This window comes from Streptomyces sp. NBC_01460, assembly GCF_036227405.1.
In the GTDB taxonomy this organism is placed as follows: domain Bacteria; phylum Actinomycetota; class Actinomycetes; order Streptomycetales; family Streptomycetaceae; genus Streptomyces.
The window spans coordinates 7,311,003-7,323,096 of sequence record NZ_CP109473.1; the positions used below are offsets into that span (position 1 = coordinate 7,311,003).

A 12,094-nucleotide genomic window follows, 5' to 3' on the forward strand; every position below is an offset into this window, starting at 1 on the left:
CCCGAAGCGGTGAAGGTCCAGCTCTTGCTGCTCACCGAGTCGCAGGAGTTCTGCTGGACCAGTGCACCCGACGCCGTCGAACTGTCCTTCACGTTCAGGCACTTGCCGCCGTTGCTGTTCACGACGCGGTAGGTGTTGCCGCTGACCGAGGCCAGGGTCCACACCTGCGTGGCCCCACCGCCGCAGTTCTGCTGCTCCACGGCCTTGCCCGCGCTGGTGGAGGCGTCCCGCACACCGGCGCACTTGGCGCTGTTCGCCGCGGCCAGGGTGTAGCCGCTGCCCGACGCCGTGAGCTTCCAGGTCTGGTTGGCGGCTCCGTTGCAGGCGCTCTGGGCGAGCTGGGTCCCCGCAGAGGTGCTCGAGCCGGGTACGCCCAGACACAGACCGCTGGCAGCGTTCGCCAGGCTGTACGAGCCCGCAGCCGGGGCTGCCGAGGCGGATCCGGTCGCGAAGAGCGCGGTGAGGCCTGCCGCGATGAGGGAGACCACGGCGACGAATGTGGCGGCCGCACGGCCGCCACGTCTTCTGACGTGCTGATTCTCTGTACGCACTGGCTATTCCTTTCACCGCCTGCGGCGTCCTCCGCAGGCACCTGTCAGTGGTTGGTGCGGTGGTGAAGGCTGTTCCCGGCTCCGGAATCGATGTTCCGTAATATGAACCGAGTTCGTGTATGCGAACAGCGGTGACGGTACGTCACCCACGTCGAGCGGTCAACACAATGGTGCGGACGATCAGTCGGCAGGCCGGGCAGGTGCCGCGGTGGAATCCCTGACGACCAGTGAGGTGGCCAGCGTGGTCTGCGCCGTGGCCGGATCGGCGCCCCCTGTCTCGACGGTCTGGATCAGCAGGTCGACCGCGGTCCGACCGGCCGGGGCGGTCGGCATGACGACCGTGGTCAGCCGTGGCCGGTTCAGGCGTCCGGCCACGGTGTCGTCCACGCCGACCACGCTGACGTCACGCGGCACCCGCACGTCCCGGTCGTCCAGGCCCTCGATGAGGCCGATGGCGACCAGGTCGTTGTAGGCGATCACGCCGGTGGCGCCCGTCCTCAGTACGGCGGCCGTCGCGGCGATCCCGCCCTGTTCCGTCGGGGCGTTGGGGCCGAGCACGTCGAGCCGGATCCCCCGGCCCGCGGCGGCGGCCCCCGCGGCCCGGCGCATCTCGGCGCTGGTCCACGACCCTCGGGGGCCGCCGACCAGGGCCAGGTGGCCGTGGCCGAGCCCTGCGAGGTGGTCCACCGCGAGGGTGGCGCCGTGCGCCGCGTCCATCAGGACGGCGGAGAGCCCTGCCACCTGACGGTTGACCAGGACGAAGGGCAGGTCCCCGCCCAGCCGGGCGATGACGTCGTTGGCCAGCCGGGGGCTGACCAGGACCACGCCGTCGACCTGGCGCGACAGGGTCCGGATCAGCTCCTCCTCCGCCCGGACGTCCTCGTCGGTGTCCGCCACGAAGACCTGGTAGCCGCGGACACGGGCGTACGCCTGCGCCGCCTTGATGAGCGGCGGATAGAACGGGTTGGCGATGTCCGAGACGATCAGCCCGAGATTCCGGGTGCGGCCCGTGGTCAGCGCCCGTGCGGTCTCATTGGGCTGGTAGCCCAGCTCCGCGGCGACCGCCAGGACGTGGTCCCGGGTCTCCCGCTTCACCAGGTGCGAGGCCGAGAAGGCGCGCGAGACGGTGGAGACGTGAACCCCCGCGGCCTGTGCGACATCACGGATGGTCATCGCCACGGTTGCTTCCCCTTGCCCGCCCTGCGGCATCGGCCGCCCGTTCCGAAACGTACCCCTGCCGGCCCTCGGTGCACATGGGTCCGCCCGATCATGGCCGGCCCCGGTCCGACGTTCTGCAACCGGTTGCACCAAGGTGCGTACGTCAGGGAGCCGGCGGGGGCCGGACGTCGGCGCGGACGAGTCGGCCCGTCGGCGGGGCGGGGGCGGTGCGTGCGGGTCTTCGTGTACCGGACATCGGCAGTCCTCTCCGCCAGGGAGTCAGAAGGGAGTGCGCGAGACGGGGGAGCCTCACACCTCCGGCGTACGGCCCGTGCTGCCGGGATGCGACCGGTGCGCTGCAACCGGTTGCATCCCGGGCTGGCACTCAGCGTGGAGGCGAGTCCTGAGCATGTCAATGCTTCGCGCAGCACTCGTTCCGCGCGGCGGTGCCGCCGGGCGCCGCCCATGCGCGACGTCCGGCAGGTGACAGCCGTTCGCCCCAGGTGCGGTGGGCGCGAACGCGCGGGCGGACGGACGGAAGAAGCCTGTCCGCCCGCCCGCGTACGGGACTCAGCGCTTGGCGCCGCCCCGGTCGGAACCGCCCGTCAGTCCCGCGCGCCGCAGCGCGTCAGCCATCGCGCTGTTGGCCGGGGCCGCCGCGGGCCGGGGTGCTCCACCACCGCTGCCACCGCCTCCGCGCCGGTCCCGGCGCTGGCCGCCCTGACGGTTGTCCTGGCCCTGACCCTGATTCTGGCCCTGACCCTGCCGCTGGCGGGGCGGGCGCTCGGCACCGCCCTGCGCGTTCCGTTCGCGCTTCTGGCCCTGTCCGCCGCCCTGCCCGGCCGGGGCGTCGTCGTCGAGCCGCAGGGTCAGTGAAACCCGCTTGCGCGGGATGTCGACGTCCATGACCTTCACCTTCACGATGTCGCCCGGCTTCACGACGTCCCTCGGGTCCTTGACGAAGGTCCGCGACATCGCCGACACGTGCACGAGGCCGTCCTGGTGGACGCCGACGTCGACGAACGCGCCGAACGCCGCCACGTTCGTGACGACACCCTCCAGCACCATCCCGGGGGCCAGGTCGCCGAGCTTCTCGACGCCCTCCTTGAAGGTGGCCGTCCGGAAGGCGGGCCGGGGGTCGCGGCCCGGTTTCTCCAGCTCCTTGATGATGTCCGTGACCGTCGGAAGGCCGAACTTCTCGTCCACGAAATCGTCCGGCCGCAGCGACCGGAGCGTGTCCGAGGCGCCGATCAGCGAAGCGACGTCGCCGCCGGTCCGCTTCGCCATCGTCCGCACGACGGGATACGCCTCCGGGTGCACGCTCGACCCGTCCAGGGGGTCGTCGCCGCCCCGGATCCGGAGGAAGCCGGCGCACTGCTCGTACGCCTTCGGGCCCAGCCGCGCCACGTCCTTGAGGGCCCGGCGTGAGCGGAACGGTCCGTTGGCGTCCCGGTGGGTCACGATGTTCTCGGCCAGCCCGGACCCGATGCCCGACACCCGCGAGAGCAGCGGGGCCGAGGCGGTGTTGACGTCGACCCCGACGCCGTTCACGCAGTCCTCGACCACCGCGTCCAGGGAACGCGACAGCTTCACCTCGGAGAGGTCGTGCTGGTACTGGCCGACGCCGATCGACTTCGGGTCGATCTTCACCAGTTCGGCCAGCGGGTCCTGCAGTCGCCGTGCGATCGAGACCGCGCCGCGCAACGACACGTCCATGTCCGGGAGTTCCTGCGAGGCGAAGGCCGACGCCGAGTACACCGAGGCGCCCGCCTCCGACACCATCACCTTGGTGAGCTTCAGCTCGGGGTGCTTGTCGCACAGTTCACCAGCGAGCTTGTCGGTCTCGCGGGACGCCGTGCCGTTCCCGATCGCGATCAGGTCGACCTGATGCTCCCTCGCCAGGCGCTCCAGCGTGGCGAGCGACTTGTCCCACTTGTTCGCCGGTACGTGCGGGTGGATGACGTCCGTGGCGACGACCTTGCCGGTCGCGTCGACGACGGCGACCTTCACCCCGGTACGGAAACCGGGGTCGAGCCCCAGGGTCGCCCGGGTGCCGGCCGGTGCGGCGAGCAGCAGGTCACGCAGGTTCGACGCGAACACGCGCACGGCCTCGTCCTCCGCCGCGGTGCGCAGCCGGAGCCGGAGATCGATGCCGAGATGCACGAGGATCCTGGTCCGCCAGGCCCACCGCACCGTGTCGCCCAGCCACTTGTCGCCAGGACGCCCGCGGTCGGCGACGCCGAAACGGCGGGCGATCATGTTCTCGTACGACGAGGGACCGGGGTGCTCCGACGGCTCCTCCGGCTCCAGAACCAGGTCGAGGACGTCCTCCTTCTCGCCCCGCAGCATCGCGAGGACCCGGTGCGAGGGCAGCGCGGTGAACGGCTCGGCGAAGTCGAAGTAGTCGGCGAACTTCGCGCCCGCCTCCTCCTTGCCGTCCCTCACCTTGGCGAGGACCCTGCCGCGCGACCACATGCGTTCACGCAGCTCGCCCGTCAGGTCGGCGTCCTCCGAGAAGCGCTCCGCCAGGATCGACCGGGCGCCCTCCAGGGCGGCAGCCGCGTCCGCGACACCCTTCTCGGCGTCGACGAAGGCCGCGGCCGCGACGGCCGGGTCCACGGACGGGTCGGTGAGCAGCCCCTCGGCCAGGGGTTCCAGGCCCGCCTCACGCGCGATCTGCGCCTTCGTCCGGCGCTTCGGCTTGAAGGGCAGGTAGATGTCCTCCAGCCGCGCCTTGGTGTCGGCCGCCCGGATCTGCGCCTCCAGGGCCGCGTCGAGCTTGCCCTGTTCACGTACGGAATCGAGGACGGCCGCACGGCGGTCCTCGAGTTCCCGCAGATACCGCAGCCGTTCCTCGAGCGTGCGCAGCTGCGCGTCGTCGAGCATCTCGGTCGCTTCCTTGCGGTAGCGCGCGATGAACGGCACGGTCGACCCGCTGTCGAGCAGGTCGACAGCCGCCTTCACCTGACGCTCGCGTACGCCGAGCTCCTCGGCGATCCTGCCTTCGATGGACGTCGTCACGGTTTTCCCGACTCGCCTTCTCGTACTGGCTGTGCTGGCTGTGCTGGCTGGGGTGGTCCACACCCGGGTGGGCCCCTTCGCCTGCATTGTGCCGGGTGGCCGGGGGCCGTGTCGCGTGACCTGCTCGATCACGGTCCCGATGCGCCCCTGGCGGCGGTCGGGCGGGCCGGGTCCGGCCGTCGCGCGACGTGCCGCCGAAGCGGCCCGCCAGGAGCCGGAAGGCGGGGTCAGCCCTTGCCGACCAGGTCCTCCGGGAACGCGCCCGCGGAGGCCGCGGTGAACAGGAATCCCCGGGCCAGTTCGGTGAGCCGGTCCACGCCCTCGGCGCCCAGGTGCTCGTACGGCGCGGCGTCCATCAGGTCCGTCGACTCCTCCAGCCCGGCACGGAGGGCGGTGCCCGCGTCGGTCAGTTCGCCCTCGGCGTCCAGCAGGCCCCGGCCGCGCAGCCGCTCCACCGCCGCGTCCCAGTCCGTGCGCCGCCAGCCGCGGGTGGCCAGGACCCAGCGGGGCGCCATGCCCTTGCCGGTGGCGGTGTGGCTGACCAGGGCTTCCAGCGGGTCCAGGCCGGCCGTGAGCAGCGCGGCCAGGTGCGCGTCGCCGCGGTGTTCGCGCAGCAGCGTCGCCGCGTGCCAGTACGCCAGATGCGGCTGCTCCGGCACCGGCAGGTCCGCGTGCGCCGCGTACAGCGGACGGGCGTGACGGGTGCACGCCTCGGTGGCGCGCAGGGCCAGCGCCGCCGCCTCCGCCATCTCGGGGGAGGCGAGGGTCTCCTCGCCGAGGACCCGGCGCAGCGTCGAGTCGGCCGCCCGGAGGCGGGCGTCGAGCGCCGCCTCGGGGGTGATGTCCGACCAGACGGCGGGCAGGTGGCGGGCCACGAGCTCATGGTTGAAGTTGTAGAAGGTCGCGGTGACCGCACCCGCTCCGACAGCCCCCAGGGCAGCACCGCGGGCGGCGAAGTAGACGCGGCTCTCGTTCTCGACGCCGAGCTCCGCGAACTCCTTGCCGAGGTCGGGGGAGAAGTAGACGCAGGAGTGCAGCGGGTTGACGGCGTTGTGGCAGCGGCGCCCGGCGCGCGGCGGAAGAGTGCTCATGCCCGCACGTTACCGACTGGTTGGTACGTGGGGTAGCCCCGGGGTGTCGGCGGGAGCACCGAGCGGCGGGCGTGGCAGGAAAGGTGGGGAACTCGTCATTGCCGCCATCGCGCCCGCCGCCCAGGATGGCGGACATGAAGCAGCGATCCGTGCTCGTCGTCCTCTTCGAAGGCGTCCAGAGCCTCGACGTCAGCGGCCCCATGGAGGTCTTCGCGGGCGCCTCCCGGTTCCCCGGGATCTCCTACGAGCTGCGCACCGCCTCGCTCGACGGCGCGCCGGTCCGCTGCTCCAGCGGTCTCACCCTCGTCCCCGACGGCACCCTCGACGACGCCGCGACGCCCGATCTCCTCCTGGTGCCGGGCGGTGCGGGCACCCGCGCGCCGGAACCGGCGCTCGTCGCCTGGATCCGCGCGCACGCCCCGTCGGCCGGGCAGCTGGTCTCGGTCTGCACCGGCGCGCTGCTCCTGGCCGCCGCGGGCCAGCTCGACGGCCACCGGGTGACCACCCACTGGTCGGTCTGCGCCCATCTCGCCCGCAGCCATCCGGACGTGGAGGTGGACCCGGACCCCATCTTCGTACGCGACGGACGACTGGCCACCTCCGCCGGCGTCACCGCGGGCATCGACCTCGCGCTCGCCCTGGTCGAGGAGGAGCACGGGAGGGAGGTGGCGCTCGGCATCGCCCGCCATCTGGTCGTCTTCCTGCGCCGTCCCGGGAACCAGGCACAGTTCAGCGCCCAGCTCACCGCGCAGACCGCCGTCCGCGAACCGCTCCGCGACGTACAGCACTGGGTCACCGAGCATCCGGACGCGGACCTCTCTGTGGAGGCGCTGGCAGCCCGGGCCAGGCTCTCGCCCCGCCACTTCGCGCGTGCCTTCCAGGCGGAGACCGGCCTGACCCCCGGCAGGTACGTCGAGCGCGTACGCCTGGAACAGGCCCGCCGGCTGCTGGAGGACACCACCGAGGGTGTCGCCGGGATCGCCCGTGCCAGCGGCTACGGCACTCCGGAGGCGATGCGCCGGGCCTTCGTGAAGGCCCTCGGCACGGCGCCCGCCGAGTACCGCCGGCGCTTCCGCACCCAGTCCGTGTGACCGCCCGGCCCCACGACACCATCGGTGAGAGGACCTTCCATGCAGATCGCCATCGTGCTCTTCGACCGCTTCACCGCGCTCGACGCCGTCGGCCCGTACGAGATGCTCAGCCGGGCCCCCGGTGCCGAGACCGTCCTCGTCGCGGAACGGACGGGGCCCGTGCGCAACGACAGCGGGAGCCTCTCGCTCGTCGCCGACCGCACGCTCGCCGAGGTGCCCGCGCCCGACCTGGTCATCGTGCCGGGCGGCCCCGGACAGAGCGACCAGATGGAGAACGGGACGCTGCTCGACTGGCTGCGCACGGCCGACGCCACCAGCACGTGGACGACCTCCGTCTGCTCCGGTTCGCTCCTGCTCGGCGCCGCCGGACTGCTCACCGGACGGCGCGCCACCTCGCACTGGCTCGCCCTCGACGCCCTGAAGGACCACGGGGCCGAGCCCACGGGCGAGCGGGTCGTCGTCGACGGCAAGTACGTCACCGCCGCCGGGGTCTCCGCGGGCATCGACATGGGCCTCACCCTGCTCGGCAGGATCGCGGGGGACACGTACGCCCGGACCGTCCAGCTCCTGACCGAGTACGACCCGCAGCCGCCCTACGACACGGGATCCCCGGAGAAGGCGCCTGCGGCCATGGTCGCGGAATGGCGGGCGAGGAGCCGGTTCATCCTGACGTAGGCGCGGACTCCGCGCTCCCCGTCGTCCAGGTGAAACGGGGAGCACGGCGCTCCAGGAAGGCGGCGACCCCCTCCGCGGTGTCGCCGCTGCCGCGCGCCTGCTCCGACCAGTACGCGTCGCGGTCCTCGCGGCCGGCGGCGAACTCCTTCGCCGCCGCCTGCGTCAGCTGCGAGCGCGACGCCAGGACCCGCGCGAAGGAACGCACCCGGTCCTCCAGACCGCCGGCCGGCAGGACCTCGTCCACGAGCCCCGTGCGCAGGGCGCGTTCCGTACCGATCAGCTCACCGGAGAACAGCAGGTACTTCGCCGATGCCGGGCCGACCAGGGAGACGAGCCGGCGGGTCGAGGACGCGGTGTAGACGATCCCGAGCTTGGCCGGGGTCACACCGAAGGACGCGCCCTCCTCGGCGAACCGCAGGTCGCACGCCGCCGCGAGCTGGCTGCCGCCGCCCACGCAGTACCCGCGCACGGCGGCCAGGGTCGGCCGGGGGAACGCCGCCAGGGCCTCCTCCGCCTCCACCGCGAGGGCCTGGGGGCGCCCGCCCGGGTCCCGGAGGGAGCCGATGTCCGCACCTGCGCAGAAGGTGTCACCGGCGCCGGTGAGCACGAGGACGCGCACGCCCGGCTCCGAGGCCAGGGCCTCCAGCAGCGCGGGCAGCGCCTGCCACATTCCGGTGGTCATGGCGTTGCGCTTGGCGGGGTTGCTGATGACGACGGTGGCGACGCCGTCCACGACCGTGTGCTCCAGCCGTGGCTCCGTCGGTGCCGTCCGCTCCCTGAGGTCCATGCGCCGGATGCTATCCGCACGGCCCGAACCTATGATCAAGAAGGGGTCGCGAAGCAGGCACGCACCGTGAGGAGCTGTCGATGGCCGGACCCACGAGCGAGAGCGGGAAGCCCGGTCCCACGGGTGAGGGCGGGAAGCCCGGTCCCACGGGTGAGGGCGGGAAGCCCGGACCCGCGACCGGGGGCAGGAGGCCCGGACCCGTGGGCAAGGGCGGGAAGTCCGGGCCGGTGGCAGAGGGCAGGAAGCTCAGCCGCAGTTTCGGTGTGCTCGCCCTGCTGGGAGCCCTGCTCGCCGTCGCGGGGCTCGTCGGCCTCGTCTACACCGGCGTGGCCACGCTGACCTCGATGATCCTCTTCGGCTGGCTGCTGCTGGTCGGCGGCCTCGTCGGCCTCCTCCACGCGGTGCAGGCCCGCGGCACCCCGTACTTCTGGCTGGGGGTGGTGGTCGCCGCGCTGAACCTGGCGGCCGGTGTCGTCGTCATCAGGAATCCGGTGGGCACGGCCGAGGCGCTGACGATGTTCGCGGCACTCCTCTTCCTCACCGGCGGAGTGTTCCGGCTGGTCGGCAGCGTCGTCGTACGCGGTCCCCAGTTCGGCTGGACGCTGCTGCAGGGAGCCTTCGGGCTGCTGCTGGGTGTGCTCGTGCTCGTCGACTGGCCGCACAGCAGTCTCTACGTGCTCGGGTGCTTCTTCTCCCTGGCCCTGCTGTTCGACGGGCTCGGCCTGATCGCGATCGGCGTGGGAGGGCGACGCGTCGTCAGTCTGGTGACGGACCAGATGACGCCTGAAGAAGGTGAGAAGTAGTCCCCTCACCTGACGCTGTCATACCCACTCGGTCATATTGCCTCTAGAACCGACCACTTATGGTCAGAGCTGCGGTCCGGACCACACCCTTCCCGACACTCATTACTCGATGGTCAGTGACATGCGAGCCGAGAGCGGGTGCCGGTCTATGGAGAGCCGTGGGAGTGTTCCTGCCCATCCCGTGCCGTACGAGGGCGTGTGGCGCTTCACCGCCCCCGCCGTGGACGTCTCGGTGCCGCAGGCCCGGCACGCGGTACGGGACCTGCTCGACCGGCAGGGCGTGCCCGTCGAGGACGACATCCTGCAGGGCCTGCTGCTGATCCTGTCGGAACTGGTCACCAACGCGGTCCGGCACGCGGCACTGCTCTCGCCCGAGCTGGCGGTCGAGGTGGCCATCGGCGCGGAATGGATCAGGATCTCCGTCGAGGACAACCACCCCTACCGCCCGACGGCGCTGGTCACCGACTACGCGCAGACCGGCGGACGCGGGCTGCTCCTGGTCAGGGAGATCACCGCCGAGGCGGGCGGAACCTGCGACGTGGAGCACACCGCGGGCGGTGGCAAGATCATCTGGGCGGCGCTGCCCCTGAAGACGCAGCTCTGACCGCCCTGCGGGCGAAAGGTGTCACCAGCCGGCGGAGGGTCCCGTCAGCTCCCGGATCGCGGGCCGTGCGGCGTCCAGCACGGTCATGAACCAGGCCGAGAACGGCGCCGCCGCATGACGCTCCGCCAGCTCACCCGCGGTCACGAAGGCCGCCTCGCCGACCTCCTCCTCGTCCGGCCGCAGCTGTTCCTGCACCATTCCGACGAACAGGTGGTTGAACTCCTGCTCGACCAGGCCCGACACCGGGTCGGGGTGGTTGTAGCGGACCGTGCCCGCCGCGGCGAGCAGCGAGGGCGAGACCCCCAGCTCCTCGTACGTACGCCGTGCCGCCGCCGCGAACGGCGCCTCGCCCGGGTACGGGTGACCGCAGCAGGTGTTCGACCACACGCCGGGGGAGTGGTACTTGCCGAGTGCGCGGCGCTGCAGCAGCAGCCGCCCCTGCTCGTCGAAGAGGAAGACGGAGAACGCCCGGTGCAACTGGCCGGGGGCCTGGTGCGCGGCGAGCTTCTCCGCGGTGCCGATGGTGGTGCCGCTCTCGTCGACCAGTTCGAGCATGATCGCGTCTGCTGTTCCGTTCGACGAGTTGTTGGCCGCGGTGGCTGGTGTGGTCGGCATACCCATCCTTCGCTTTGGTTCCCGGCCTCGTGCGCCGGACCCCTCGAGTGCGGTCAAGTCTGCCGTACAAAAGCCGCTTGTCCGCACTTCGGGTCCGGGCATGTCCGCCCCGCCGCACCCCGGAAGGGGCGGCGGGACGTACACGGCGTCAGACTCCGAAGGCCCCCGGACAACGGATCGTGCCCTCCGGCACCGGCACGGAATCGTCGAGGACCAGCGCCGTCATCGCCTCGTCGGGCACCTCGAAGCCCGGCCGGATCCCGAACCGCGACGCCGGCGCGAATCCGATGGCCGGGGAGTACCCCGGATGCCCGGGCACCAGGACGAGTGACTCGCCTCGCAGCCGCGCGGCGTCCGGCACCGCCGCACCACCGCGCGCCCGGCGCCCGCGCGCTGATGACCGGGCGCGGGCGCCACGGGCGCCGGGGCGAGCGCCGGGGCGTCCCCGATCCGGCACCGGGTCAGCAGGGCGTGCGCCGCGACGGAGCCGTCCGGGGCCTCGGCCACGTACGACAGACCCGGGAGCCAGAGGCCCGGGTCGGTGCGCAGCGCGTCGACCGGATCGGCCTCGTCCCGGGTCGGGAACGCGGCCCCGACGACGCCGCGCACCGCGGAGACGCGACGGAGACCTTGGCACCGGGCCCGCGGACGGTTCAGTGGCAGAGCCGCGCCTCGTGCTCCGCGTGCCCGCTGGGCTCCAGCTGGAAGGTGCAGTGCTCGACGTCGAAGTGATCGCCCAGGCAGCCCTGCAGATCGTGCAGGAGCTTCTCGTGGCCGATCGAGTCGAGCATCTCCTGGTGCACGACCACATGGGCGGAGAGGACCGGCATGCCGGAGGTGATCGTCCAGGCGTGCAGGTCGTGGACGTCCAGCACACCCGGCAGGGCCGTGATGTGGGCGCGTACCTCTTCCATGTCGACGCCCTTGGGGGCCGACTCCAGCAGGACGTCGAGCGTCTCCCGCAGGAGTCTCACCGTACGGGGGACGATCATGAGGCCGATGAGCAGCGAGGCGATCGGGTCCGCGGCCTGCCAGCCGGTGGCCATGATGACGCCCGCGGCGACGAGCACGGTCACCGAGCCGAGCGTGTCCGCGACGACCTCGAGATAGGCGCCCCGCACGTTGAGGCTGTCCCGCTGCCCGCGCATCAGCAGCGAGAGGGAGACCACGTTGGCCACCAGCCCGACCGCGGCGAACGCGATGGTGAGGCCGCCCCGGGTCTCGGCCGGGGTGATGAAGCGGTCGACGGCTTCGACGACCAGGTAGCCGCCGACGCCGAGGAGCAGCAGGCAGTTGGCCAGCGCGGCGAGGATCTCGGCCCGGGCGAAACCGAAGGTGCGGTTGGGGCCGGCCGGTTTGTTGGCGAAGTGGATGGCCAGCAGGGCCATGCCCAGGCCCAGGGCGTCGGTCGCCATGTGGGCGGCGTCCGCGATCAGGGCCAGCGAATCGGCGAGCAGTCCGCCGACCATCTCCATGACCATGACGCCGAGCGTGATGCCCAGGGCGACCCTGAGCCGGCCCCGGTACGCGGCGGCGGCCGTCGTCCCCGTCGGGGGCGGCCCTCCGTGCGTGTGCCCGTGATCGTGGCCAGCCCCCATGAGAACGCCTCCGGAAACGCGTCGTACCCCTCGAAGGGTTCGGACGCACCTCGCCCGATGCGGCCAGTGAACTACGGGGGCGGGGTAGCGGGCAACACGG

10 protein-coding genes and 2 pseudogenes are annotated in these 12,094 nt (G+C 72.2%); 4 read left to right on the top strand and 8 right to left on the bottom strand.

The features are described from left to right. Window positions 1-8: 8 nt before the first annotated feature. From OG488_RS39340 to OG488_RS32940, 4 genes and pseudogenes are all read right to left on the bottom strand, one after another. Window positions 9-551 (bottom strand): annotated as a pseudogene (locus OG488_RS39340) (RICIN domain-containing protein); the annotation flags it as partial. A 180-nt stretch (window positions 552-731) separates the two neighbouring features. Further along, entirely contained in the window at window positions 732-1,724 is a 993-nt protein-coding gene (locus tag OG488_RS32930) for a LacI family DNA-binding transcriptional regulator (protein WP_329239178.1), read from the bottom strand. Between the two features lie 555 nt (window positions 1,725-2,279). Next, window positions 2,280-4,730 (bottom strand): Tex family protein, encoded by a 2,451-nt coding sequence (locus OG488_RS32935; RefSeq protein WP_329235839.1) that lies wholly within the window; start codon window positions 4,728-4,730, stop codon window positions 2,280-2,282. A gap of 227 nt (window positions 4,731-4,957) precedes the next feature. Beyond that, complete coding sequence (locus OG488_RS32940; RefSeq protein ID WP_329235842.1) at window positions 4,958-5,821, bottom strand: SCO6745 family protein; 864 nt, start codon at window positions 5,819-5,821, stop codon at window positions 4,958-4,960. A gap of 134 nt (window positions 5,822-5,955) precedes the next feature. On the opposite strand from OG488_RS32940, the gene OG488_RS32945 reads away from it, so the two are divergent. Together OG488_RS32945 and OG488_RS32950 are read left to right on the top strand one after the other, a co-directional pair. Further along, window positions 5,956-6,912 (top strand): GlxA family transcriptional regulator, encoded by a 957-nt coding sequence (locus tag OG488_RS32945; RefSeq protein WP_329235845.1) that lies wholly within the window; start codon window positions 5,956-5,958, stop codon window positions 6,910-6,912. A 39-nt stretch (window positions 6,913-6,951) separates the two neighbouring features. After that, window positions 6,952-7,587, top strand: coding sequence for a DJ-1/PfpI family protein (locus tag OG488_RS32950; protein WP_329235849.1), 636 nt, complete (start codon window positions 6,952-6,954; stop codon window positions 7,585-7,587). Here OG488_RS32950 and OG488_RS32955 read toward each other — a convergent pair. Next, on the bottom strand, window positions 7,574-8,374 hold the full coding sequence (locus OG488_RS32955; RefSeq protein WP_329235852.1) for an enoyl-CoA hydratase/isomerase family protein: 801 nt from the start codon (window positions 8,372-8,374) through the stop codon (window positions 7,574-7,576). The genes OG488_RS32950 and OG488_RS32955 overlap by 14 nt on opposite strands. Window positions 8,375-8,454: 80 nt before the next feature. On the opposite strand from OG488_RS32955, the gene OG488_RS32960 reads away from it, so the two are divergent. Together OG488_RS32960 and OG488_RS32965 are read left to right on the top strand one after the other, a co-directional pair. After that, window positions 8,455-9,177 carry an HdeD family acid-resistance protein gene (locus tag OG488_RS32960; RefSeq protein WP_329235854.1) on the top strand — a complete coding sequence of 241 codons (723 nt, stop codon included), beginning with the start codon at window positions 8,455-8,457 and terminating at the stop codon, window positions 9,175-9,177. Window positions 9,178-9,325: 148 nt separating this feature from the next. Then, complete coding sequence (locus OG488_RS32965; RefSeq protein WP_329235857.1) at window positions 9,326-9,781, top strand: ATP-binding protein; 456 nt, start codon at window positions 9,326-9,328, stop codon at window positions 9,779-9,781. 21 nt (window positions 9,782-9,802) lie between these two features. On the opposite strand, the gene idi is transcribed toward OG488_RS32965, so the two are convergent. From idi to OG488_RS32980, 3 genes and pseudogenes are all read right to left on the bottom strand, one after another. Further along, window positions 9,803-10,396: an isopentenyl-diphosphate Delta-isomerase gene (gene idi, locus OG488_RS32970; protein ID WP_329235860.1), complete on the bottom strand. Its 594-nt coding sequence runs from the start codon at window positions 10,394-10,396 to the stop codon at window positions 9,803-9,805. A 148-nt stretch (window positions 10,397-10,544) separates the two neighbouring features. After that, window positions 10,545-11,008, bottom strand: a pseudogene (locus OG488_RS32975) (GNAT family N-acetyltransferase); the annotation flags it as partial. A gap of 41 nt (window positions 11,009-11,049) precedes the next feature. Further along, window positions 11,050-11,994 carry a cation diffusion facilitator family transporter gene (locus OG488_RS32980; protein WP_329235863.1) on the bottom strand — a complete coding sequence of 315 codons (945 nt, stop codon included), beginning with the start codon at window positions 11,992-11,994 and terminating at the stop codon, window positions 11,050-11,052. Between the last annotated feature and the right edge of the window lie 100 nt (window positions 11,995-12,094).